20 protein-coding genes are annotated in these 23,813 nt (G+C 72.8%); 18 read left to right on the plus strand and 2 right to left on the minus strand.

What is annotated here, in order from left to right; all coding sequences use genetic code 11:
* Nucleotides 1-158: 158 nt before the first annotated feature.
* The 13 genes from ACIG36_RS19690 (at nt 159) to ACIG36_RS19750 (ending at nt 13,601) form a co-directional block, all read left to right on the plus strand.
* Nucleotides 159-1,475: an acyltransferase family protein gene (locus tag ACIG36_RS19690; protein ID WP_399929140.1), complete on the plus strand. Its 1,317-nt coding sequence runs from the start codon at nt 159-161 to the stop codon at nt 1,473-1,475.
* Nucleotides 1,472-2,143: a flavodoxin family protein gene (locus tag ACIG36_RS19695; RefSeq protein WP_399929142.1), complete on the plus strand. Its 672-nt coding sequence runs from the start codon at nt 1,472-1,474 to the stop codon at nt 2,141-2,143. Before ACIG36_RS19690 ends, ACIG36_RS19695 begins: the two co-directional genes overlap by 4 nt.
* On the plus strand, nt 2,140-3,591 hold the full coding sequence (locus tag ACIG36_RS19700; RefSeq protein ID WP_399929144.1) for a phenylacetate--CoA ligase family protein: 1,452 nt from the start codon (nt 2,140-2,142) through the stop codon (nt 3,589-3,591). The genes ACIG36_RS19695 and ACIG36_RS19700 overlap by 4 nt, the downstream gene beginning before the upstream one ends.
* A 17-nt stretch (nt 3,592-3,608) precedes the next feature.
* Nucleotides 3,609-5,078, plus strand: coding sequence for an anthranilate synthase component I family protein (locus ACIG36_RS19705; protein WP_399929147.1), 1,470 nt, complete (start codon nt 3,609-3,611; stop codon nt 5,076-5,078).
* 17 nt (nt 5,079-5,095) lie between these two features.
* Entirely contained in the window at nt 5,096-5,722 is a 627-nt protein-coding gene (locus ACIG36_RS19710) for an anthranilate synthase component II (protein ID WP_399930072.1), read from the plus strand.
* A 47-nt stretch (nt 5,723-5,769) separates the two neighbouring features.
* A complete protein-coding gene (locus ACIG36_RS19715) occupies nt 5,770-6,927 on the plus strand; it encodes an epoxide hydrolase family protein (RefSeq protein WP_399929150.1) in 1,158 nt (385 codons plus the stop codon).
* Nucleotides 6,924-7,931 carry an NAD(P)-dependent alcohol dehydrogenase gene (locus tag ACIG36_RS19720; protein ID WP_399929153.1) on the plus strand — a complete coding sequence of 336 codons (1,008 nt, stop codon included), beginning with the start codon at nt 6,924-6,926 and terminating at the stop codon, nt 7,929-7,931. Before ACIG36_RS19715 ends, ACIG36_RS19720 begins: the two co-directional genes overlap by 4 nt.
* A gap of 43 nt (nt 7,932-7,974) precedes the next feature.
* On the plus strand, nt 7,975-9,270 hold the full coding sequence (locus ACIG36_RS19725; RefSeq protein ID WP_399929156.1) for a class I SAM-dependent methyltransferase: 1,296 nt from the start codon (nt 7,975-7,977) through the stop codon (nt 9,268-9,270).
* Entirely contained in the window at nt 9,267-10,502 is a 1,236-nt protein-coding gene (locus ACIG36_RS19730) for a methyltransferase domain-containing protein (protein ID WP_399929159.1), read from the plus strand. The genes ACIG36_RS19725 and ACIG36_RS19730 overlap by 4 nt, the downstream gene beginning before the upstream one ends.
* A gap of 47 nt (nt 10,503-10,549) precedes the next feature.
* Entirely contained in the window at nt 10,550-11,707 is a 1,158-nt protein-coding gene (locus ACIG36_RS19735) for an aminotransferase class I/II-fold pyridoxal phosphate-dependent enzyme (RefSeq protein WP_399929162.1), read from the plus strand.
* Nucleotides 11,708-11,710: 3 nt separating this feature from the next.
* Nucleotides 11,711-12,430 (plus strand): class I SAM-dependent methyltransferase, encoded by a 720-nt coding sequence (locus tag ACIG36_RS19740; RefSeq protein ID WP_399929164.1) that lies wholly within the window; start codon nt 11,711-11,713, stop codon nt 12,428-12,430.
* Nucleotides 12,431-12,569: 139 nt separating this feature from the next.
* Entirely contained in the window at nt 12,570-13,013 is a 444-nt protein-coding gene (locus tag ACIG36_RS19745) for an enediyne antibiotic chromoprotein (protein ID WP_399929167.1), read from the plus strand.
* A 147-nt stretch (nt 13,014-13,160) separates the two neighbouring features.
* Nucleotides 13,161-13,601 carry an enediyne antibiotic chromoprotein gene (locus ACIG36_RS19750; RefSeq protein WP_399929170.1) on the plus strand — a complete coding sequence of 147 codons (441 nt, stop codon included), beginning with the start codon at nt 13,161-13,163 and terminating at the stop codon, nt 13,599-13,601.
* Nucleotides 13,602-13,663: 62 nt separating this feature from the next.
* Here the strand turns inward: ACIG36_RS19750 and ACIG36_RS19755 are convergent, their stop codons facing one another.
* The gene (locus tag ACIG36_RS19755) at nt 13,664-14,731 is read right to left on the minus strand and encodes a glucose-1-phosphate thymidylyltransferase (RefSeq protein ID WP_399929172.1); all 1,068 of its coding nucleotides are present in this window, start codon (nt 14,729-14,731) and stop codon (nt 13,664-13,666) included.
* 104 nt (nt 14,732-14,835) lie between these two features.
* On the opposite strand from ACIG36_RS19755, the gene ACIG36_RS19760 reads away from it, so the two are divergent.
* The 5 genes from ACIG36_RS19760 to ACIG36_RS19780 all read left to right on the plus strand — a co-directional run bounded on the left by ACIG36_RS19760 (nt 14,836) and on the right by ACIG36_RS19780 (nt 22,379).
* Complete coding sequence (locus ACIG36_RS19760; protein ID WP_399929175.1) at nt 14,836-16,368, plus strand: tryptophan 7-halogenase; 1,533 nt, start codon at nt 14,836-14,838, stop codon at nt 16,366-16,368.
* Nucleotides 16,355-17,689 (plus strand): cation:proton antiporter, encoded by a 1,335-nt coding sequence (locus ACIG36_RS19765; RefSeq protein WP_399929178.1) that lies wholly within the window; start codon nt 16,355-16,357, stop codon nt 17,687-17,689. Before ACIG36_RS19760 ends, ACIG36_RS19765 begins: the two co-directional genes overlap by 14 nt.
* A gap of 93 nt (nt 17,690-17,782) precedes the next feature.
* A complete protein-coding gene (locus tag ACIG36_RS19770) occupies nt 17,783-18,871 on the plus strand; it encodes a methyltransferase (RefSeq protein WP_399929180.1) in 1,089 nt (362 codons plus the stop codon).
* On the plus strand, nt 18,868-21,174 hold the full coding sequence (locus tag ACIG36_RS19775; protein WP_399929183.1) for an ATP-binding cassette domain-containing protein: 2,307 nt from the start codon (nt 18,868-18,870) through the stop codon (nt 21,172-21,174). Before ACIG36_RS19770 ends, ACIG36_RS19775 begins: the two co-directional genes overlap by 4 nt.
* A complete protein-coding gene (locus tag ACIG36_RS19780; RefSeq protein WP_399929186.1) occupies nt 21,171-22,379 on the plus strand; it encodes a cytochrome P450 in 1,209 nt (402 codons plus the stop codon). Before ACIG36_RS19775 ends, ACIG36_RS19780 begins: the two co-directional genes overlap by 4 nt.
* Before the next feature lie 64 nt (nt 22,380-22,443).
* On the opposite strand, the gene ACIG36_RS19785 is transcribed toward ACIG36_RS19780, so the two are convergent.
* Nucleotides 22,444-23,757, minus strand: coding sequence for an extracellular solute-binding protein (locus tag ACIG36_RS19785; RefSeq protein ID WP_399929189.1), 1,314 nt, complete (start codon nt 23,755-23,757; stop codon nt 22,444-22,446).
* Between the last annotated feature and the right edge of the window lie 56 nt (nt 23,758-23,813).

The following is a 23,813-nucleotide window of genomic DNA, read 5'->3' on the forward strand; positions in this document are numbered from 1 at the left end:
TGCTCTGTGCCGCATCTCCTGAATTGCTGCGTGCCGCCGCAGGTCACCGGAGGGGCGTCCGCCGCTGGCCAACGCAGCATTTCAGGAGATGCGGCGCCCAGTTGACCGGCCGGACCATGCCGTGGAGCGAACCGGGAACAATTGCGAGGGAGCACGCCATGGGGGAACGGGTCAGTCTGCGCGATGTGGGGGGCGGAAACGCCGCGCGGATCCCGACGTTCGAGGGCCTCCGCGGAATCCTGGCATTCGGCGTGGTCGTCTATCACGTCGCTTTCCAGTCGGGTGTCAGCAGCTTCATCGACCAGCCGGGCAAAGGAATCTGGGGCACCCTCGCGGACGGCCTCGGAGTATGCCTGCCGCCCTTCTTCGTGCTCTCCGGGCTGATGCTCTACCGCCCCTTCGCACGCGCCACCCTCGTCGGCACCCGCAAACCCGAAGTGCGCCCCTTCCTCTGGCGGCGCGCCCTGCGCATCCTGCCCGCCTACTGGCTGCTGATCGCCTTCACCATGCCGGCGTTCAACTCCGACGCCCTCAACAGCCCGTGGGACGTGCTGCGCCCGCTGCTGATGATCCACTTCTTCTGGAACACCGGCCAGCCGATGCACGGCATCGACCCGACGTGGACCGTGCCGACCGAGTTCGCGTTCTACCTCGCGCTGCCGGTGCTCGCCTGGATCGCCCACCGCTGGGCCCGGAGCACCGAGGACCCGCTCCGGCGGATGCGGCGCATGCTGGCCCCTCTGCTGGTGCTCGAGCTCTTCAGCATCGGCTGGATCGTCTACACCAACCTGCCGTCCACCGGTCAGACAACGCTCTGGTACTGGCCGCCGTACTACGTCGGGTACTTCGCCGGCGGCATGCTGCTGGCGATCCTGTCCGCCTACGCCGAGATATCGCCCCGCACCCCCGCCGTGCACCGGTGGATGGGCGCGCACCCGATGCTGTTCTGGCTGGCCGGGCTGGGGATCTACGCGCTCTACGCCGCCAAGCTCATCGGTATATCGGGCATGGGCAACATGGCCGCGCTCTGGCAGGAGGTCTTCGACCACTTCCTGGTCGCCGCCTTCGCCCTGCTGATCGTCGGGCCGATGACCGTGCCGGGCGTCAAGTCCCGTCTGATGGACGGGCTGCTGGCCAACAAGCCGGTGCGCTACCTGGGGCAGGTCTCCTTCGGCGTGTACCTCTGGCACGAGATCGTCATCAACGTCTACCTCGAGAACGGCAGCATCTTCGGCTCCCCGGCCCTGCCCACCCCCGAGTTCCGCGGCTCCGTCGGCTTCTGGGAGCTGCTCGCCTTCACCCTGCCGGTCAGCGTCGCCATCGCCACGGCCAGCTACTACCTGCTGGAGCGCCCGGTCGCGCGCTGGGGCAAGCGGTGGGGCCCCGGCAGCCGGAGGACGGCCCCCGCCGCACCGGCTCCCGTGCCCGGCGACCGACCGACCGCAACCGACCCCGCCAAGGAGACGGCACCGTGACAGCCCAACCGAAGATCGTCGCGATCAATGGCTCGGAACGGGACGGGAACACCGCCGACGTCCTGCGGCACGCCGCGGCCGTCGCCGCCAAGCGGAACGTCGACCTCGAGGCCGTCGACCTGCGCAACCTGCGCATGGAGCGGTGCGGCCCGTGCGGCGACTGCAACGACCGACCGCTGCCGTGCGCGGTGGCCGACGACATCCCCGGCGTGGTCGCGAAGATGATCGCGGCGGACGGCATCATCTTCGCCGCGCCCGTGCACGGCTTCGGCACCGCCAGCCTGATGCAGACCTTCATCGAGCGGGCCGGAGTGGGCTATCTGCGCTTCGACCGGCCGCTGAGCAACAAGGTCGCCGGGATCATCTCCGTCGCCCGCCGCTACAGCGCCGGCGAGGTCTGGGCCCAGCTGACCGTCAACGCCCTGCTCAACCGCATGATCCTGGTCGGCAGCGGCTTCCCCGCCACCGTCCACGCCCTGCACCGGGGCGACGCGGCCAAGGACGAGGAGGGCCTGACCAACGTCACCCGGCTCGTCGACCGCATGACCGACATGATCGAGCTGCTCGCCGAGCACCGCCGGCTGACGGGCCGCGACGACATCTTCCGCCCCGCCGAACGCAACGAGCGCGTCGGCCTCGCCCTCAACGAACTGCAGGACCAGCGGTGAGCGCTCCCGCCGCCACCGAACCTCCCGGTGCGCCCGGCGACTTCGCGGCCTTCGCGGCCGCCTACGGGCGCACGTTCCGCGCCTTCCACGACGGCACGCTCACCCGCGCCGACCTCGACCGCTGGAACGCCGAGCGGCTGACCGCCGTGCTGCGGCACGTCACCGAACGCTCGCCGTTCTACCGCCGCCGGCTGGCCGGCACGGACATCGCCGCCGTCACTCCGGACACCCTGCACCACCTGCCCTTCACCACCAAGGACGACCTGCGCCGCGAGATGTACGACGTGCTCTCCGGCAGCCCCGCCGAGGCCACCGTCTTCTACGAGACGACCGGCACCACCGGCGCGTCCACGCCCTGCCCGCGCGGCCCCAAGGACGTGCTGACCAGCAACGCCTTCGTCGAGGAATCCTGGCGGCACCTGCTGCGGGAGCGCTTCGGGGACCGGCTGCCGGTGGTCGGGCTGATGGGCCCCTCCGAGCTGTACGCGTTCGGCGACGTGTTCACGGCCGTCACCGCCGCGCTCGGCGCCTGCCACGTCAAGATCTGGCCCGAGTCGCCCCGGGTGGGCTTCCGCAAGGCGCTGCGCCTGATCGAGGAACTGGGCGTCGAGGTGCTGGTCTGCGCGCCCGCCCTGTGCCTGAGCCTGGCCCAGGCGGCGCTGCACCACGGCTACGACCCGGCGAAGCTGCCCGTGAAGCTGTTCCTGGTGCTCGGCGAGATCTGCACCCCGCAGTTCGCCGCCAACGTCTCCTCCGTCTGGCCGTCGGCCGTCGTACGCCCCACCCTCTACGGCTCGCAGGAGGCGCTGTGCGTGGCCACCGGGGCCGACACCGGCCGGCTGCACCTGGCCCAGCTCAACTACCTGGTGGAGCTCGTCGACCCGGACACCGGCGCCCCGCTCGCCACCGGCGCCGAAGGCGGTGAGGGCGAGCTGGTGCTGACCATGCTGACCGACGGCATCAAGCCGCTGATCCGCTACCGCACCGGCGACCTCGTCCGCATCACCCCGGCGCCCGCCGACAGCCCGCTGCCGGGCCCGGTCGTCGACGTCGTCGGCCGCACCGCCGACCGCATCCGCCTGGGCGACGCCATGCTGCACCCGGCGGAGCTGGAGGCGGCGGTGCTGGACGGGGTGCGCGGCTGCCTCGGCTACCAGGTCGTCATCGACCGGCGGGCCGACGGCTCCGACGAGGTCACCGTCCGCATGGATCTGATGCCGGGCGCGAGCGGCGGAACGGCCGCCATCGGCGCGGGGGTGGGCGCCCGGCTGCGCGAGCGGGCCGGGGTGGGGGCGCACGTCGTCGTCGACACCGACCTGGACCCGGTGACCACCACCGGGTCCTTCGTCTCCTGGAAGGCGGCCCGGATCCTCGACAACCGCTCGGCGGCGGACAGCGCCGCGCTCGCCGCCCGGCGGGTCGCCCACCGGTACGCGATCACCAACTGAGCTGCGGGGGCGATGCGATGAGCGTGCGCGTGCGAACCGTGCGGCGCAGGGTGCCGCAGCCCGGTGTCCTGTCCGCCTACCTCGCCCTGGCCGGGCGCTTCGGCCGCGACCAGGTGTACCTGCTGGAGTCGGCCGCGGGCCCGGCACGCGACCGCAGATACCAGTTCACCGGCTTCGGCACCCTGCTCACCGTGTCCGTGACCGACGGCGTCGTACGGCTCGAGGGGGTGCCCGCGCTGCGCGAGGCCGTGCTGCGGCACACCGGACCGCTCCTCGACGCCGCTACCGGGGACGGCGGACCCCGGCTGCGCCGGCGGAGCGACCTGTGGCCGCTGCTGCGGGCCGTGCGGGACGTCTTCCGGGCGGACGACTCGCCCTCCCGCTTCCGCTTCGGCTTCCTCGCCTACTTCGGCTACGACACCGCCCGCTACATCGAGGAGCTGCCCCACCTCATCGAGCGCGGCCCCGACCTGCCGGACGTCCACCTGGTGCTGCACCGGGGCTGTCTGGTCACCGACCTGGCCGACGGGAGCTCGGAGCTGATGCTCCACGAGTCCGACGCCTGGCCCCCGCTCGATACGGAAGCGGTCACCGCGCTCCTCGCGGACGCGGACCGCGCGCACCCGGCGCCGCCCGACGCGGTGCTGCCACCGGCCGCCGTCGCCGACGACACCGACGCCGCCGGCTTCAAGGAGACCGCCCGCCGCTGCCTCAAGCACATCGCGGTCGGCGACATCTACCAGGTCCAGATCGGCCACGAACTGACCGTCCGCAGCACGCTCGACCCCGTCGACGCCTACCGCCGCCTGCGCCGGCGCAACGCCTCGCCCTACATGTACCTGGCGACCGTGGCCGGGCACACCGTCATCGGCGCCAGCCCCGAGCTGTTCGTCCGCGTCGAGGACGGCACCGTCACCATGCGGCCCATCGCCGGCACCGTCCCGCGCGCCGGCGGCGGCCGTGAGGGCGAGGCGGCCGCGGCACACCGGCTGCGCTCGGACCCCAAGGAGGTCGCCGAGCACACCATGCTCGTCGACCTGTGCCGCAACGACATCGGCCGGATCTGCCGCGCCGACTCCATGGACGTGCCCGACCGGCTGGTCGTCGAGGGCTACTCGCACGTCCTGCACCTGGTCTCGACCGTCACCGGACAGGCCGAGGAGGGCAAGGACGGCTTCGACGTCATCGCCGCGCTGTTCCCCGCCGGCACCATGACCGGCACCCCGAAGATCCGCGCGATGGAGATCATCGAGGACATGGAGCGCAGCCGCCGCGGGCTGTACGCCGGGGCGCTCGGCCTGATCGGCACGGGCGGCTACGTCAACCTCGCCCTGTGCATCCGCACGCTCTTCCACCGCGACGGCGTCTATCGCACCCGGGCGTCGGCCGGGATCGTCGCGGACTCCGTTCCCGAGCGCGAATGGAACGAGACCCTCGCCAAGATGAGCGCCACCTACTGGGCGGTGACCGGAAAGGAGCTGTTGTGAGCGAGGCGCGCCCGCCGGTGGAGATCCTCGTCGTCGACGCGTTCGACAGCTTCGTCCACATCCTCCGGCAGTACCTGATGTCCGCCGGGGCCGCCCCGGTGACCGTGCGCTCCAACGAGCTGCGCCTCGCCGACGTGCGGCGGATGCGGCCCGCCGCGATCCTCCTGGGCCCCGGGCCCGGCCACCCGGCCGGATCCGGGCACGTCGAGATCGTCCGGGCGTTCGCCGGCGAGGTCCCGATCCTCGGCGTGTGCCTGGGCCACCAGGCCATCGGCCTGGCCTACGGCGCCCGGGTGGTGCCCGCCCAGCACCTGATGCACGGCAAGACCAGCCGCATCCACCACGACGGGCGGGGGCTGTTCGCCGGGATGCGCGACGGCTTCCGCGCGACCCGCTACCACTCGCTGGTGCTGGTCGAGAGCACCGTGCCCGCCTGCCTGGAGGTCACGGCCCACTCGCACGACGACGGCTATGTGATGGGGCTGCGGCACGCCACGCTGCCCCTGGAGTCGGTGCAGTTCCACCCCGAGAGCATCTTCACCGAGGACGGCATGCGCATGATCCGCAATTTCGTCGCGGCCTGCGCCCGCTTCCCCGCGTGGAGCCCGGCCGCCACCGCCGCGGCCCGGCTCAGCGCGGCCTGAACCACCCCCCTTTTCGCGACGTCCGCCCGCCATTGGAAAGGCTTCCCATGCGCCCGTTCCGCATCGAGATCCCCCAGGCCGACCTCGACGACCTGCACCGCCGCATCGACGCGACCCGCTGGCCCGACGAGATACCGGGCGCCGGCTGGGAGCGCGGCATCCCGCTGGACTACCTCAAGGAGCTCACCCACTACTGGCGCAATCGGTACGACTGGCGGGCGGCCGAGCGGCAGCTCAACGCGTTCCCGCAGTTCCTCACCGAGATCGACGGCGCCCAGGTGCACTTCCTGCACGTCCGCTCGCCCGAACCGGACGCGACGCCGCTGGTCCTCACCCACGGCTGGCCCGGCTCGGTCGCCGAATTCCTCGACGTCATCGGCCCCTTGAGTGACCCGCGCGCGCACGGCGGCGACCCCGCCGACGCCTTCCACGTGGTCGTCCCCTCGATTCCCGGCTACGGCTTCTCCGGCCCGACCCGGCAGGCCGGCTGGGACGTCCGCCGCGTCGCCCGCGCCTGGGCCGAGCTGATGAGCCGGCTGGGCTACGAGCGGTACGTGGCCCAGGGCGGCGACTGGGGCAAGGCGATCTCCCTGGAGCTCGGGCTCGCGGACCCCGAGCACGTCGCGGGCGTCCACCTCAACATGCTGGTGACGTTCCCGCCGGACGACCCGGCCGCCCTGGCCTCCCTCGGCGAGGCCGACATGGCGCGGATGGCGCACGGCGGCCACTTCGCGGACGACGGCATGGGCTGGGCCCGCATCCAGTCCACCCGCCCGCAGACCCTCGCCTACGGCCTGACCGACTCGCCCGTAGGCCAACTCGCCTGGATCGCGGAGAAGTACAAGGAGTGGACGGACTCGGAGAAGGCGCCCGAGGACGCCGTGGACCGCGACCGGCTGCTGACCCAGGTGATGATCTACTGGCTCACCGCGACGGCGGGCTCCAGCGCGCAGCTCTACTACGAGTCCACCCACCTGACCCCCGACTTCGTCCGCACCTGGGGCGGCCCGTGGCCGCTGCAGATGCCGGTGGGCGTGGCCGTCTTCCCGGCGGACGCCACCCGCCCGGTGCGCGCCTTCGCCGAGCGGATCCTGCCGACGCTGACGCGCTGGACGGAGTTCGAGCGGGGCGGCCACTTCGCCGCCATGGAGCAGCCGGAGCAACTGACCGGCGACATCCGGGCGTTCGTCCGCACGCTGCGGTGAGGTACTACCACCTCCCCCGCTTCGAGGGCCCCGGCGCGCTGCGGCTGGGCAGGCGCGAGGTGCCGGTGCCCGGCCCGCACCGGGTGCTGGTGCGCATGCGGGCCTGGTCCCTCAACCACCGGGACCTGCTGATCGCCCACGACCGGTACGGGCCCGGCGTCCGGCCCGGCGTGGTGCCGCTGTCCGACGGGGCGGGCGAGGTGGCGGCCACCGGGGAGGGCGTGACCCGGTGGCGCACGGGCGACCGGGTGGTGGGCGCCTTCCTGCCGGCGTGGGACGCCGGGCCCGCCGACGAGGCGAAGACGGGACCGGCGCTCGGCGGCACCGTCGACGGGGTGCTGGCCGAGTACGTGACGTTCGACGAACGGGCCCTGGTCGCCGTGCCCTCCCACCTGAGCCTCGAGGAGGCGGCGACGCTGCCGTGCGCCGCTGTCACCGCCTGGCACGCCCTCGTCGAGGCGGGGCGGCTGCGGCCGGGGCAGAGCGTCCTGACCCTCGGCAGCGGCGGCGTCTCCGTCTTCGCGCTGCAGCTGGCCGTGGCGGGCGGCGCGCGGGTCGTGGCCACGTCCGGCAGCGACACCAAGCTGGAGCGGCTGCGGGAGCTGGGCGCGTCCGACCTGGTCAACCACGCGGACGTCCCCGAGTGGGGGGCGGTGGTGGCCGAGCTGACCGGGGGCGGCGTGGACCACGTCGTCGAGGTCGGCGGCGCCGGCACCCTGCGGCAGTCCGTCACGGCCGCGCGCACCGGCGGCCGGATCAGCGTCATCGGCGTACTCAGCCGGGGCGCCGGCCTGAGCCCGGTGCCCCTGCTGCGCAAGGCACTGACCGTCCAGGGGGTCGTGGTGGGCAGCCGGGAGATGTTCGAGGCGATGAACCGGACGCTGGAGCTGCACCGCCTGCGTCCCGTCGTCGACAGCGTCTTCCCGTTCTCCGACGCCCAGGCCGCCTACCGCCGCCTGGAGTCGGGCCGGCACCTGGGGAAGGTCGTGATAGCCGCGGACTGACCGGCGCGCGAACGGGCATCACAGGGCTTCTTCAGGAGGGGACATGCAGGGCGAGGTCAAACGGGTCGCGGCGTGCCGGGTGTGCGGCGCCGACGACTGGATCGAGGTCATTTCGTTCGGGGCGATGCCGCCGGCCAACGGCTTCCTGGAGCCCGCCGGCGAGGACGGGCTCCCGGCCGAGCCCGCGCATCCGACGGACGTCGTGCTGTGCCGGGCGTGCCGGCTGATGTGCCTGCGGCACGTCGTCGACCCGGAGACGCTCTTCCGTGACTACGTCTACGTCTCCTCCGACTCCGAGCAGATGCGCCGGCACATGCGGCGGATCGTGGAGCTGGGCATCCACGCCGGGGAGCTCGCGGACGGCGACCTGGTCGTCGAGCTGGGCAGCAACGTCGGCACCCAGCTCGGCTTCTTCCAGGAGGCCGGCCTGCGCGTGGTGGGCGTCGACCCCGCGGCCAACCTCGCCGCGCGGGCGAACGCGCGCGGCATCGAGACGCATCCCGCGTTCTTCGGCCCCGAGCCGGCCGCCCGGATCGCGCACGACAAGGGCCGGGCCCGCCTGGTGCTGGGCCGGCAGTGCTTCGCGCACATCGACGACGTGCACAACGTCCTCAAGGGCGTCGGCGAGGTCCTCGCCCCCGAGGGCGCGTTGATCATCGAGGTGCCGTACCTGGTGGACCTCCTGGACCACAACCAGTTCGACACGATCTACCACGAGCACCTGTCCTACTTCTCCCTCACCACTCTCGGCCGCCTCTTCGCCGCCCACGGCCTGCGGATCACCGACGTCGAGCGGGTCGCGGTGCACGGCGGCTCGATCGCGGTCGTCGCCACGCCGGAGAGCGCCGCGCGCCCGCCGCAGCCGTCCGTCGCCGCACTGCTGGACCTGGAGCACGGGCGCGGCCTGCACACCGAGCGCCCCTACCTCGAGTTCGCCGACCGCGTCCGCGCCCTGACCCGCGCCATCGGCGAGACCGTCCGCGAACTCGCCGCCGGCGGGGCGACGGTCGCCGGCTACGGGGCGCCCTCCAAGGGCAGCGCGCTGCTCCTGATGTGCGGGCTCGGCCCCCGGGAGGTGCGGTTCTGCGGTGACACCACCCCCATGAAGCACGGCAAGCTGCTGCCCGGCACCCACATCCCGGTGTGCTCGCCCGAGGAGGCCGCCGCGCGCGAGCCCGACTACTACCTGCTGCTCGCCTGGAACTACGCCGAGGAGATCATCCGCAAGGAACGTGCCTTCCTCGAGCGCGGCGGCCGCTTCATCGTGCCCATCCCCGAACCGGTGATCGTCTCGGCGGACGACGCGGACTCCTTCTCGCTCGCCGGGGGGCCGGCATGACGGGCGGTACGACGGGCGCGACGTGCCGCATCTGCGGCGGCACCGTCCAGGAATGCCTCGACCTGGGCCGGCAGCCGGTCTCCAACGCCTTCCTCGAGCCGAAGGACGCCGGGCGCGAGACCTTCTACCGGCTCACGGTGGGCTTCTGCACCTCGTGCACGATGGTGCAGCAGCTCGAGGAGGTGCCGCGGGACGCGATGTTCCGCACCGACTACCCCTACCGCTCCTCGCTGTCCACGGCGATGCGCGACCACTTCGAGGGGGTGGCCCAGCACTTCCTGGACGAGGTGCTGACCGGGCCGGACCCCTTCCTCGTCGAGATCGGCAGCAACGACGGCGTCATGCTGAACACCATCGGCCGGGCCGGGGTGCGCCACCTGGGCGTCGACCCCTCCCGCGATGCCGCCGAGGTGGCCAGGAGGCAGGGCACCAGGGTGCTGGTGGACTTCTTCGAGGAGTCCACGGCACGGGCGATCCGCGCCGAGGACGGGCCGGCGGACGTGATCTACTCGGCCAACTGCTTCAGCCACATCGCCTACATCGGCTCCATCCTGCGCGGCGTGGACGTCCTCCTCGCGCCCGAGGGCCTGTTCGTCTTCGAGGACCGCTACCTCGGCGACATCATCGAGCAGACCTCCTTCGACCAGATCTACGACGAGCACTTCTACCTCTTCGCCGTGCACTCGGTCCGGGCCATGGCCGAGCGCTTCGGCTTCGAGCTCGTCGACGTCACACGCCTGGCCGTGCACGGCGGCGCCATCCGCTACACCGTCGCCCGGCCGGGCGTGCGGGAGCCGTCCGCCGCCGTCCACGCGATGCTGGCCGACGAGCGGCGGCGGGGCCTGGCCCGCGAGGAGACGTTCCTGGCCTTCGGAGCGGGCATCGAGCGCATCCGCGCCGACCTGGTCAAACTCCTGGGCGAGCTGCGCGCCGACGGCCGGCGGGTGGTCGGCTACGGCGCCACGTCCCGCAGCGCCACCGTCACCGGCTACTGCGGCATCGGGCCCGACCTGGTCCCGTTCATCTGCGACTCGACGCCCGAGAAGCAGGGCCGGATCACCCCCGGATCGCACATCCCCATCCGCCCGCCGGAGGCCTTCCGCGACCCCTACCCCGACTACGCCCTGCTGTTCGCCTGGAACCACGCCGAGGAGATCATGGCGAAGGAACGGGCCTTCCGCGAGGCGGGCGGCAGGTGGGTGCTGTACGTGCCGGACGTCCACGTCCGCTGACCGCGCGCCGATGCGCGCGCCGACCGTGCCGAAAGGAACGATCCACCATGCCCCGCACCCCCATGTTCAGTGAGCCGCTGCACGTCGGCCGTCCCAACGTCGGCGACCGGGACCGTCTGCTGCGGCTGATCAACGACGCCCTCGACCGGCTGTGGCTGACCAACAACGGCCCGCTGGTGCGGGAGTTCGAGGAGAAGGTGGCCGAGCGCGCGGGGACCAGGCACTGCGTCGCCGTCGCCAACGCCACCTCCGGCATGCAGATCGCCGCCACGGCGGCCGGCGTCCGGCCCGGGCAGGAGGTGATCATCCCGGCGTTCACCTGGATCGCGACGCCCCACGCCATGGAGTGGGCCGGAATGGTGCCCGTCTTCTGCGACGTCGACGAGGAGAGCGGCACCATCGACCCGGAGCACGCCGAGAAGCTGATCGGGCCCCGGACCGGCGGCATCCTCGGCGTCCACGTCTACGGCCGGCCCTGCCCGGTGGACGAGCTGACCGACCTGGCCGGACGGCACGGCCTGTCGCTGCTGTTCGACGCCGCGCACGCCTTCGGCAACACCTACCGGCAGCGGCCGGTCGGCGGGTTCGGGACGGCGGAGGTGTTCAGCTTCCACGCCACCAAGTTCGTCAACAGCTTCGAGGGCGGCGCGATCGTCACGAACGACGACGGGCTGGCCGAACGCGCGCGGGCCCTGCACCACCTGGGCCTCGGCCCCGGCCGCGAGATCGTCTCCCGGGGCACCAACGCGCGGATGAGCGAGATCCACGCCGCGATGGGGCTGGTCTCGCTGGAGATCACGGACGAGCTGATGGAGGTCAACCGGCGCAACGAACAGTGGTACCGGGACGGCCTGGCCGGCCTCCCCGGCGTCACGGTGCGCCCGCAGGCCCCCGGGGAGCGCGCCAACCGCCAGTACGTGGTGATCGATGTCGACGAGCGGGCCGCGGGCGTGCACCGGGACGCCGTGCACGACGCCCTGCACGAGAACAACGTCCTCTCACGGCGCTACTTCCACCCCGGCTGCCACCTCAGCGAGCCCTACCGGGCCGCCCCCGCCGTCCACGCCCCGCTCCCGCTGCCCGTCACCGAGGCACTGACCGAGCGGGTGCTGGCGCTGCCGTCCGGCACGGCCGTCGGCAGCGTCGAGATCGCGGGAGTCTGCGAGATCATCGCCCGGACGGTCACCGGGCCGCGGGGCGTGTAGCGGATGTACGAGAGCGACTTCGCCGCCGTCTACGACGACATCTGCCGCACCCAGCGGGACTACGCGGCGCAGGCGGCCCGGACGCTGGACCTGGTCCGGGCCCGCCGGCCGGACGCGGCCTCCCTGCTGGACGTGGGGTGCGGCACCGGCGAGGAACTGGTCCACCTGCGCGAGCACTTCGAGGTGACCGGCGTCGACCTGTCCGAGCCCATGGTGCGGGTGGCGCGGGCCAAGCTCGAGGGCGTCGAGGTGCACCGGGCGGACATGCTGGCGTTCGACCTGGGGCGGACCTTCGACGTCGTCGGATCCTTCTACAGCGCGGTGGGCTACCTGGCGGACACCGCCGAACTCGGCGCGGCCGTACGGAACATGGCCGCGCACCTGGTGCCGGGTGGCATCCTCGTCGTCGAGCCGTTCTTCCTCCCGGAGCGGTGGAACGGCGGCGACCTGGTCGACACGGTCTTCGAGGCGGGCGGACGACGGATCGCTCGCATGGGCAAATGGCACACCGAGGAGGGCCGGTGTCATGTGGCCATGCACTATCTCGTCGGCGACCCCGCGCGGGAATCCGGGGAGGTGCGGCACTTCGTGGACCGCCAGACGCTGACGCTCTTCGGCCGCGAGGACTACGAACGGGCCTTCACCGACGCCGGCTGCACGGTCGAGTTCCTGCCGGACGGATATCTGGACCGGGGGGTGTTCATCGGCGTCCGGCGGTTCTGAGTCGGGCGGTCCTGGGTCCGGCGGCCCTGAGGGGGAGGGCGCAGCAATATCGAAGATGCCCCGCCGGGACGGCATTTGTGATCATTTCAATGCGCAAGGAATTCACCGTTCCGAGACCCCCTACGGAAGGGATACCGGAGTGACAGCGAAGGACAGGACCGGCATGGTCCGCCGGCTCGGCGTGGCCGCCGCACTGGCCCTCGGCGTCTTCGCCACGGCCCAGGCCCCGGCACTCGCCGCGCAGGCGGCACAGGTCACCGTGACCCCCTCGCAGAACCTCACCGACGGCCAGAGCGTCACCGTTTCGGTGACCGGCGCACAGCCCGGCACGGAATACTTCATCGGCCTGTGCGGCTCCGTCAACGGCGCCGAGGCCTGCGACCCGTCCTCGGCCAAGACCTATCGCACCGACGCGGCGGGCAACGCCTCGTTCGCGTTCGTCGTCCACAAGTCCTTCCAGGGCGTCTCCCCCACCGGTGAGGTGGTCGGATCCGTGGACTGCGCCGCCACCGCCTGCTCCGTGGGAACGGGCCGGCCGGGCGAGGACATCGGCAACGTGCAGCTCGGATTCGTCCGGAATTAATGGCGCACGATTCCGGACTCTCGAACTGCCTTCGGATTTACGGAATTCAACGATCCGGCAGAGCAATTTGAGAGATGCGTGCGGTGGCGGGGAGCGGGAGTGTGCCGTGTGCACGGTTCCATCCGACCACGGGAAGTGGAGAGTCGAATGAACCGCAAGTTCAGCTCACGGCTTCTTCCGAAACTCGCCACCACCGCTGTTCTGGCCCTCGGCGTCTCCGTCGCGGCCCAGGCCCCCGCCCTCGCGGCGGAGGCGCAGATCTCCGTCACCCCGTCGGACGACCTCACCGACGGGCAGACGGTCACCGTGACCGTCACGGACGCCGATCCCGACACCGAGTACTTCATCGGCCAGTGCGGGACCGTCCAGCGCGCGCAGGCGTGCGACGCGGACACCGGCACCATCTACCGCACGGACGACGAGGGCATGGCCGCCTTCCCGTTCGTCGTGCACCGGACCTTCCTGGGCGAGACGCCCGAGGGCCGGCGCGTGGGCGCGGTGGACTGCACGACCGTCCGCTGTTACATCGGCACGGGCAAGCCGGGCGAGGACCTCGGCAACGTGCAGATCCACTTCGCCGGGAAGTAACAGCCGGAACAGGGTGCCGGGCCGCCACGGGCGGCCCGGCACCACGGCGTCCGGGGGCGCCCCTACGCCGCGAACTCGATCCGCACGTGGTCGCCCACCACCAGCCGGTGGCCGTCCGTCCCGGCCGTACCCGGCCCGACCGTGGCGCAGCGCCCGATGACCGACCCGTACAGGCCGCGCACCGCCTCGATCGTCGCCCCCTCCAGCACGATGGAGTCGGCGAGGCGGGCACCGCGCAGCACACAGCGCGGGCCGACGGCCGCGTACGGGCCGACGTGGCTGTCCTCGACCACGGTGCCGGCGCCGATGATCGCCGGTCCCTCGATCCGGGAGCGCACGACGCGGGCGCCCGGTTCGAGGACGACCTGGCCCCGCAGCTCGCTGGCGGCGTCGACGTGCCCCTCGGCGCGCGAGCGCAGCTCGTCGAGCAGCCGGCGGTTGCACTCCAGCAGGTCCTCCATCCGGCCGGTGTCCTTCCAGAAGCCCGCGAACTCCCCCGCCCGCACCTGGTGGCCGCGGGCCACCAGCCACTGCACGGCGTCGGTGATCTCCAGCTCGCCGCGGGCGCTCGGGGCGATCGCTGCGACGGCCTCGTGGACGGCGGCGGTGAAGAAATAGACGCCGGTCAGCGCGAGATCGCTGCGCGGGTGCTCGGGCTTTTCCGCCAGCCGCAGCACGCTGCCGTCCGGGGCCGTCTCCACGACGCCGAATTCCCGGGGGTCGGCGACCTTCTGCACCAGCAGCTGGGCGGCCGGGCGGCGGCCGAGGAATTCCGCGTGGACCGCCTCGAGGCCGCCTTCCAGAACGATGTCGCCGAGGTAGAGCACGAAGTCGTCACCGGCCAGGAACCGCCGCGCCAGCCGTACGCAGTGGGCCAGTCCCAGCGGCCGTTCCTGGCGAATCCAGGTGATCCGCGCGCCGAATCGGGAGCCGTCCCCGATCGCCGCCCCGATCTCCGCCGCCCAGTCGCCGACGACGATGCCGATCTCCGTGACGCCCAGCCCCCTGACCTTTTCCAGTACGTGCTCCAGCACGGGTTTGTTGGCAATCGGCACGAGCTGTTTCGGCATGGTGTGGCTGATAGGGCGCAGACGGGTGCCCGACCCGCCGGACAGCACCAGTGCCTTCATGGCAGTCGTCCCCTCGCGGAGGCCTTGGAATTCGGCCACTCTAACCGGCCGCCAACTCCCGTGTCCTTCTCGCAAATTGCCTAATCACCGGCGCAATCCAGGAGATGCGCCCGCCGCGCGCCGCCGACCACGATGCGGGCAGGGCAACGAAGGAGAAAACGGTGAACGCTCAGGAGCGGTACGACGTCATCGTGGTGGGGGGCGGCCCGGCCGGCTCCACCGTGTCCACCCTTGTCGCGAAGCGGGGCCACCGGGTGCTCCTGCTGGAGAAGGAGACCTTTCCCCGCTACCAGATCGGCGAGTCGCTGCTGCCGGCGACCGTGCACGGAATCGCGCACATCCTGGGCGTCGACGAGCGGCTGCGGGAGGCCGGATTCACCGTCAAGCACGGCGGCACCTTCAAATGGGGCAGCAACCCCGAGCCGTGGACCTTCGACTTCGCCGTCTCGCGCCGCATGGCCGGACCCACCTCGTACGCCTATCAGGTGGAGCGGATGAAGTTCGACCAGATCCTGCTCGACAACGCCCGCGAGAACGGCGTGGAGGTCCGCGAGAACACCCCGGTGGCCGGTGTGCTGCTCGAGGAGGGCCGGGTGACGGGCGTGCGCTACCGCAACGGCGCCGGGCGGGCCGTGGAGGCCCGCGCCCGGTACGTCGTCGACGCCTCCGGCAACACCGGCCGCATCCACGGCGAGAGCGCCGAGCGCCGCGAGTACTCGCCGTTCTTCCGCAACCTCGCCCTGTTCACCTACTTCGAGGGCGGGGCCCGGCTGCCGGAGCCCAACGCGGGCAACATCCTGTGCGTCGCGTTCGAACACGGCTGGTTCTGGTACATCCCGCTCAGCGAGACGCTCACCAGCGTCGGCGCGGTCGTCCACCAGGACGCGGCGGCGCTCGTCCAGGGCGACCCCGAGGAGGCCATGCGCGGCTTCATCGAGGCCTGTCCCATCGTCCGGGACAACCTCGCCGACGCCAAGCGCGTCACCGACGGACCCTACGGCCGGTTCCGGGTGCGCAAGGACTGGTCGTACTGCACCACGCGGTTCTGGGGGCCGGGGAAGGTGCTGGTGGGCGACGCGGCGTGCTTCGTCGACCCGGTCTTCTCCTCCGGCGTGCACCTGGCCACCTACGGCGGGCTGCTGGCCGCCCGGTCCCTCAACTCCTGCCTGGCGGGAACGGTGGACGAGGAGAGCGCCTTCGCCGAGTTCGAGACGCGCTACCGCCGCGAGTACGGCCGCTTCTACGAGTTCCTCGTCGGCTTCTACGACATGCACCACTCGGCCGACTCCTACTTCTGGCAGGCGCGCAAGGTCTCCAACACCGCCACCACCGACCTGGAGTCCTTCGTCGAGCTGGTCGGCGGCGTGTCCTCGGACGAGTTCGCCGACGCCGCCATGGCCCGGCAGCGGTTCTCCGCCGCCTCCGCCGAGATGACCCGGGCCGCGGCGGGCGAGGAGGCGGGCGACCACTTCGGGGCGGCCAGCGGCGCGGTCGTCGGACGGCTGATGGAGGAGGGCGCCGCGCTGCAGGCCCGTGCCCTGGCCGGGGCGGAGGCGGGCGAGGGACGGCCGCTGCGGCCGGGCGGGCTGGCCGCGTCCGCGGACGGCCTGGCCTGGGTCCGGGATGAACGTTCCTGAGCCGGGCCTGGCGGTGGCCCACGCCGTCGTGGCACCGCTCGGCCGGCACCAGTCCCTGGTCTTCCTGCTGCAGCTGGCGCTGCTCCTGCTGCTGGCCCGGGGACTCGGCAGGCTCGCCGCCCGGCTCGGGCTGCCCGCCCTGGTGGGCGAACTGCTCGCCGGGGTGCTCCTGGGCCCCACCGTCCTCGGCAACGCGGCACCTGCCGTCTCCCGGTGGCTGTTCCCCGCCGCCCCGGCGCAGGCCCACCTCCTGGACGCGGTCGGGCTGTTCGGGATGCTGCTGCTGGTCGCCGTCACCGGCGCACAGTTCGACGCGCGGCTGCTGCGCCGGCACGGCACAGTGGCCGCCCGCGTGAGCCTGGCGGGCCTGCTGGTGCCCCTGGGGCTGGGGATCGCCACGGGCTTCGTGCTGCCGTCCGCGCTGGTGGCCGACGGGGCACGGCGGGAGATCTTCGCGCTGTTCCTGGGCGTCGCGATGTGCGTGACCGCCATCCCCGTGATCGCCAAGACCCTGCACGACCTGGACCTGCTGCACCGCACCGTGGGCCAGATCGTCATCGCCGCCGCCCTCTTCGACGACGCCGCCGGCTGGCTGCTGCTCTCGCTGGTCTCCGCCCTCGCGGCGGGCGGCGGCGGGGGGCAGGTGCTGGTGACCACGGCCTGGACGGCGGTGTTCCTGGCCGCCGTCCTGCTCGGCGGCCGACCGCTCGCCCGCCGGCTGCTGGCGGGTGCCCGGTGGACGGCGGCCCCGGGCGCCGTCACCGCCGGCGCCGTGGTGCTCGTCCTCTTCAGCGCCGCCGCGACGGCGGCCGCGGGCATGGAGGCGCTGTTCGGCGCCTTCGTGGCCGGGGCGGCGGTACTGAGCCTGGCCGACCCGGCCCTTCTGGCGCCCCTGCGCACGCTCGTGATGTCCGTCCTCGCGCCCGTCTTCCTCGCCACGGTCGGCCTGCGCGTCGACCTGACGGCCCTGGCCGACCCCCGGGTGCTGGGCGCCGGTGCCGCCGTCCTGCTCGTCGCCACGCTCGGCAAGTTCCTCGGCGCCTACCTCGGCGCCCGCAGCGGACGGCTGGGGCACTGGGAGGGGATGGCCCTGGGGGCGGGCATGAACTCGCGCGGCATGGTCGAGGTCGTCATCGCCATGGCGGGCCTGCGGCTCGGGGTGCTCAACACGGCCGCCTTCACCGTCGTCGTCCTCGTCGCGATCGCCACCTCCCTGACCGCGCCCCCGCTGCTGCGCTGGGCCACCGCCCGCATCCCGGCCGACGCCGAGGAGCACGAACGCAAACAGCGGCTGGCAGGGCTGACGCCACAGGCACGGTGAGCGGCCCCGCGACAGACGTCACACCGATGACGCCGATGACAGCAATTACGAAGAAGACACTCCGCTTCCCCTTGGGACAGGCTGGAGGCCGCCATGCCGCCGAAGGCCACCGAGGCCCGTGGCACCGAGAAGGAGAACCCCCTGTTGGCAGGCGAGGACGACACCGGCGCCGCGCTCTGGGCGCTGGCACACCTGGCGACCCCGATGGCCATCCGCGTGGCGGCCACCCTGCGCGTCGCCGACCACCTGGCCGGCGCCCCGCGCACCGCGGCCGAGCTGGCCGGCGCGGTCGGGGCCGACACCGACGCACTCGACCGCGTGCTGCGCCACCTGGCCGCCAAGGGCGTGCTGCGCCGCGACGCGGAGCACCGCTACGCGCTGACCGCCCTGGGACGTCCCCTGCGCGCGGACCACCCCTCGGGCCTGCGCGACATGCTCGACATCGAGGGCGCCGTCGGCCGGGCCGAGCTGGCCTTCGTCCAGCTGCTGCACTGCGTGCGCACCGGAGACGCCGGCCACCCCGGGCAGTACGGCCTGTCCTTCTGGGACGACCTGGCAGCCGACCCCGCCCGTGCCGCCTCCTTCGACGCCCGGATGGGCGCCGACGCCCGCCTGCGCGCACCCCACATCGCCGCCGCCCACGACTGGGGCTCGCTGGGGCACGTCACCGACGTCGGCGGCGGCGACGGCACCCTGCTGACCGCCCTGCTGACCGCCCACCCCGCCCTGCGCGGCACGGTCGTCGACCTGCCGGAGACCGCCGCGGCCGCGCGGAAGACCTTCGCGGCAGCGGGTCTGGCCGACCGCGCCGAGGCCGTCCCCGGCAGCTTCTTCGACCCGCTGCCGGTGCGCGGGGGCGGCTACCTGCTCTCCTGCGTCCTGCACGACTGGGACGACGAGGCGGCCGGCGCCGTCCTGCGGCGCTGCGCCGAGGCGGCGGGCCCCGGCGGCCCGGTGTTCGTCGTGGAGCGCACGGCCGGCGACGACAGGCCGCCGACCACCATGGACCTGCGGATGCTCGTCTACTACGGCGGCCGGGAGCGCTCGGTGCGCCAACTGGCCGCGCTCGCGGCGGACTCCGGCCTGCGGCCGGCCGCGGTGCGTCCGGCGGGCCCGCTGACGATCGTCGAATTCACGGCCGCCGGAACCACCGGCACACGTACGAAGGGGAAACTCCAGTGAGCGTCACCGAAGACACCTCCCGCGGCGGGGACGACCGCGCCGCCATCCGGATCACCGGGGCCCGGGTGCACAACCTCAAGGACGTGTCCCTGAGCATCCCGCAGAACCGGATCACCGTCTTCACGGGGGTCTCCGGATCGGGCAAGTCCTCCATCGTCTTCGACACGGTGGCCGTCGAGGCGCAGCGGCAGCTCAACAGCACGTTCAGCTGGTTCATCCGCAACCAGTTACCGAAGTACGAGCGCCCCCAGGTGGACGCCGTCGAGAACCTGACGACGCCCGTCATCGTCGACCAGAAGCCGATGGGCGGCAACGCCCGCTCCACCGTCGGCACCATCACCGACATCTACCCCATGATCCGGGCGCTGTTCGCGCGGTTCGGCAGCCCGTCCGACGGCCGCGTCTCGCGCTACTCCTTCAACGACCCGCAGGGCATGTGCACCGCCTGCGACGGCCTGGGCCAGGCCGTGGCGCTCGACCTCGACCGGATGCTGGACCGCGACAAGTCGCTGGACGAGGGCGCGGTCCTCTTCCCCGAGTACAAGGTGGGCAGCCCCGACTGGCAGATCTGGGCCAGGTCCGGGCGGCTGGACCCCGCCAAGCCGCTGCGCGACTACAGCGACGAGGAGATGCGCGAGCTGCTGCACGGCAGCGGCGGCGAGAAGATCACGCTCACCACCAAGAACTCCACGTTCCAGACCCACTACGAGGGTCTGGCCGACCGGTTCACCCGGCTCAACCTCAAGCGCGACCTGAGCGCGCTCAGCGACCGCAAGCGCGAGGTCGTCGAGCGGTTCATCACCGACGGCATCTGCTCCGCCTGCGACGGCGCCCGGCTCAACCCCGAGGCGCTGGCCACCCTCGTCGACGGGCGCAACATCGCCGAGTGGAGCCGGATGGAGATCGGCGACCTCGTCGGCGTCCTCGCGGCCGTCAAGGACCCCGCCGCCGCGCCGCTGGCCGAGGCCGCCCGCACCGCGCTCGAGCGGGTGGTCTCCATCGGTCTGGGCTACCTCAGCCTGGACCGCCCCACCACCACCCTCTCCGGCGGCGAGGGCCAGCGCCTCAAGCTCGTCCGCCACCTCGGCAGCAGCCTGGCCGGCCTGACGTACATCTTCGACGAGCCCAGCATCGGGCTGCACCCGCGCGACGTGGGCCGACTCAACAGCCTGCTGAAGGTCCTGCGCGACAAGGGCAACACCGTGCTCGTCGTCGAGCACGACCCGGACGTCATCGCCATCGCCGACCACGTCGTCGACGTCGGCCCCGCGGCCGGCACACACGGCGGGCGGATCGTCTTCGAGGGGCCGGTGGACCGGCTGCGCGAGGCCGACACCCCCACCGGCCGCGGCCTGCGCCGCGCCACCGGGCTCAAGGAGACCGTCCGCCGGCCGGGCGGGACGCTGCCCATCCGCAACGCCTCCCTGCACAACCTCAAGAAGGTCTCCGTCGACGTCCCCACCGGGGTGCTCACCGTGGTGACGGGCGTCGCCGGATCGGGCAAGAGCAGCCTGATCGCCGAGGTGTTCACCAAGGCCCACCCCGGTGCCGTCTTCGTCGACCAGTCGCCGATCCCCGCCTCCTCCCGCTCCACCCCGCTGACCTGGCTCGGTCTGATGGACCCGCTGCGCAAGCTGTTCGCCAAGGCCAGCGGCGAGGCGCCGGGGCTGTTCAGCTTCAACTCCAAGGGCGCCTGCGAGGAGTGCCAGGGCCGCGGCGTGATCATCACCGAGCTGGCCTTCATGGACCCGGTCACCACCCACTGCGACTCCTGCGACGGCCGCCGCTTCAAGGACGAGGTGCTGGCCCACACGCTGCGCGGCAAGTCCATCGCCGACGTCCTGGAGATGCCGGCGGAGGAGGCGCTGGAGTTCTTCACCGAACGCGCCCTGAAGGACAAGCTGCGCACGCTCACCGAGGTGGGCCTGGACTACCTCGGGCTCGGCCAGCCGCTCAGCAGCCTCTCCGGCGGCGAGCTGCAGCGCATCAAGCTCGCCGACCGGCTGAACGAGACCGGCAGCGTCTACGTCCTGGACGAGCCCACCACCGGCCTGCACATGGCGGACGTCGACCGGCTCGTCGCCCTGCTGGACGGCATGGTCGACCGGGGCAACACCGTGGTCGTCATCGAGCACAACCTCGACGTCGTCCAGCAGGCCGACTGGATCATCGACCTCGGCCCGGAGGGCGGCAAGGACGGCGGCGAGATCGTCTTCACCGGCACACCACGGCAACTGCTGGACGACGCGGACTCCCTCACCGGCGAGCACCTGCGGCGCCACCGGGCCGCCACCGCGCAGTGACCACCCGGACCCGGCGGCACGCCCAGGAGGAACTGGCGGCCCTGCTCTCGGCCGAGGGCCGCCGGAATCCCTACCCCCGCTACGAGGCGCTGCGGGCGCACGGCGACGTGGTGCGGGTCAAGGACGGCCTGCTGGCCGTCCTCGGCCACGCCGCGTGCGCCCGCGCCCTGCGCGAGAGCGGCCTGCGGGTCCAGGACGCGGAGGGCTTCGACCTCCTCAACCCCCGCTGGCGCGCCCACTCCTCGCTGCGCGGCTGGGCCCGCTCCATGCTCTACCGCAACGCGCCCGACCACACCCGGCTGCGCCGCGCGGTCGCCGGATCCTTCACCCCGCGCCACGTCGCACGGCTCGAGCCCGCCGTCGAACGGCTGACGGAGGACCTCCTGGACCACCTCGCGGACCTGGGGGCGGGCGGGCGCACGGTGGACTTCATGGACGCCTTCGCCTACCGGCTGCCCGTCGCGGTGATCAGCGAGCTGCTGGGGGTGCCGCGCGGCGACCAGGGCTGGTTCCGGGCCGTCGCGGCGGACGTGACCATCGCCCTGGAGGGCATCACCAGCCCCTCCGGCCTCGAACGCGCCGACGCGGCCATGGACGACCTCTCGGCGTACTTCGCCCGCCTCATCGCCCACCGCCGCGCCCACCCCGCCGACGACCTCGTCAGCGCGCTGGCCGGGCAGCTGGACGAGCAGGAGCTGACGGCCAACCTCGTCCTGCTGCTGTCCGCCGGCTTCGACACGACGACGCACCTGCTCGGCCACGGCCTGCACCACGCCCTCGCCCGGCCGCGCTGGGCCGCACGCCTGCGCACCGAGCCGGGCTTCGCGCCCGGGTACGTCGAGGAGACCCTGCGCTACGAGCCACCGGTGCAGGCCACCAGCCGCTGGGCGGCCCACGGCCTCCACCTGCTGGACACGCCCGTACCGGCGGGCACCAAGGTGCTCGTCGTCCTCGGCGCCGGCAACCGCGACCCGCGCCGCTTCCACCGCCCGCAGCTCTTCGACCCCGACCGCCCGGACAACCAGCCACTGAGCTTCGGCGGCGGCTTCCACTTCTGCCTGGGGGCGGGCCTGGCCCGGATGGAGGCCAGGGTGGCGCTGCCGCGCCTGCTGCGCCGCTTCCCGGCGCTCGCCCCGGCCGGGCCGGAGGTCTACCGCGACCGCTGGCTGGTCCGGGGGCACGAGACGTTCCCGGTACGGCTGTGACCACGGGCCTGCTGTGACCACGGGCCTGCTGTCCGGTGCCCGGCACCGGACAGCAGGCGGCGGCTCAGCGCCCGTGCGCCGCCTCGTACGCGTCCAGGAGCCGCTGGGCGGCCGCCGTGGCCAGGGCGAAGCGCTCGGCCGGCTTGTCGCCGCGCAGCAGCACGTCCTCCATGGCCTCCGTCAGCACCTCGCCGATGCCGGCGAGGTCGCCCACCAGCGGGCCCAGCGCCGCCGGTGAGCGGTGTGCGGCGGCCAGCCGCTCGGACGCGACCCGCCGGTGCGGATAGCGGTCGAACCAGCCCTGCGCCACCAGCAGGTCGTACGCCGCCCCGGTGACGGGCACGAAGCCGTTGAGCCGGTGCCACTCGCCCGCGTTCCGGGGGTTGATCAGGTACTGGGTGAACGCCAGCGCCGCGTCCCGCGTCCGCTCGTCCAGCCCGTCCGCCAGCCACAGCGAGTCGCCGGAGACGAAGTTGCCGGCGTCGGGCACCCGCGGGTTGTGGGGCACCGCGCCCAGGCCCACGGCGAAGCCGCCGCGCTCGCCCGCCCGGACCAGTTCCTCGGCGGCCTTCGACGAGTCCACCACGAACGCCACCCGCTGCCCGGCGAAGGCCTCGAACGCCCCGCCCCAGTCGGAGCGCTGCCCGGTGCAGAGGTAGTGGCCCGCCTCGTGCAGGCCCTGCCACCACTCCACCCACGCCAGCAGCTCCGCGGACGTCAGGTCGAGCGAACGCGCCCGGCCCGATCGCCCGTTGTCGTGGTCGGCGAGCAGGCCGCCCTGCTGGGCGACGGCCTGCTGGAACAGCCAGCCGTCGTTGGCCCAGGTGATGCCGTGCGAGGCGGTCCCGGGGGCGGTGCGGGCGACGGCCCGGCACGCCGCCTCGACCTCCGCCCACGTGGCCGGGAGCCGGTCGACGCCGGCCGCCTCGAGCAGGGTCGTGTTGGCGTAGAGCAGCACGGTCGTGGCGGTGACGGGCACCGAGAACAGCTCGCCGTCGCGGGTGTGGAAGTCGCGCACCGCCGGGACGAGGTCGCCGAGCACGACCGGCTCGCCCAGGATCTCCGTCCGCCCGGCCACGGCCTGCTCCACCGACGTGAACAGCGGCCGCCCGGAGGCGTCCACCGCGTCCCGGGCGTGCTGGGAGTCGGCGGCGTAGTAGCCGGCCAGGTGCGGCGCCTCACCGCGCGCGGCGGCCCGCGCCACGGCGGGCGGCATCTCCCAAAAGGGATGGCTCTCGATCTCGACGCGATACCCGGGATGCGCCCGCGCGAATTCCTCGGCCCGTTTCCGTACGGGCGCCAGGAATTCCTGTCCGTCATAGGTGGAGAACGGATAGTCCGCGAACCAGGCGCGGACGGTGATTTCCCCGTCGGTCAAGGCCTTCTCCTCAGCGACAGCGGCCCGTTGGCGGCCGGCCGGATCCCGCCGCATTC

It is taken from the genome of Streptomyces sp. NPDC053048, from assembly GCF_044547045.1.
GTDB lineage: Bacteria > Actinomycetota > Actinomycetes > Streptomycetales > Streptomycetaceae > Streptomyces.

What these genes read in the sequence shown, in the direction of transcription:
- ACIG36_RS19755 (WP_399929172.1), bottom strand. Translation starts at nt 14,731, where the DNA reads ATGAAGGCACTGGTGCTGTCCGGCGGGTCGGGCACCCGTCTGCGCCCT.
- ACIG36_RS19740 (WP_399929164.1), top strand. Translation starts at nt 11,711, where the DNA reads ATGTACGAGAGCGACTTCGCCGCCGTCTACGACGACATCTGCCGCACC.
- ACIG36_RS19770 (WP_399929180.1), top strand. Translation starts at nt 17,783, where the DNA reads ATGCCGCCGAAGGCCACCGAGGCCCGTGGCACCGAGAAGGAGAACCCC.
- ACIG36_RS19735 (WP_399929162.1), top strand. Translation starts at nt 10,550, where the DNA reads ATGCCCCGCACCCCCATGTTCAGTGAGCCGCTGCACGTCGGCCGTCCC.
- ACIG36_RS19750 (WP_399929170.1), top strand. Translation starts at nt 13,161, where the DNA reads ATGAACCGCAAGTTCAGCTCACGGCTTCTTCCGAAACTCGCCACCACC.
- ACIG36_RS19715 (WP_399929150.1), top strand. Translation starts at nt 5,770, where the DNA reads ATGCGCCCGTTCCGCATCGAGATCCCCCAGGCCGACCTCGACGACCTG.
- ACIG36_RS19705 (WP_399929147.1), top strand. Translation starts at nt 3,609, where the DNA reads ATGAGCGTGCGCGTGCGAACCGTGCGGCGCAGGGTGCCGCAGCCCGGT.
- ACIG36_RS19690 (WP_399929140.1), top strand. Translation starts at nt 159, where the DNA reads ATGGGGGAACGGGTCAGTCTGCGCGATGTGGGGGGCGGAAACGCCGCG.
- ACIG36_RS19725 (WP_399929156.1), top strand. Translation starts at nt 7,975, where the DNA reads ATGCAGGGCGAGGTCAAACGGGTCGCGGCGTGCCGGGTGTGCGGCGCC.
- ACIG36_RS19760 (WP_399929175.1), top strand. Translation starts at nt 14,836, where the DNA reads ATGCGCCCGCCGCGCGCCGCCGACCACGATGCGGGCAGGGCAACGAAG.
- ACIG36_RS19730 (WP_399929159.1), top strand. Translation starts at nt 9,267, where the DNA reads ATGACGGGCGGTACGACGGGCGCGACGTGCCGCATCTGCGGCGGCACC.
- ACIG36_RS19765 (WP_399929178.1), top strand. Translation starts at nt 16,355, where the DNA reads ATGAACGTTCCTGAGCCGGGCCTGGCGGTGGCCCACGCCGTCGTGGCA.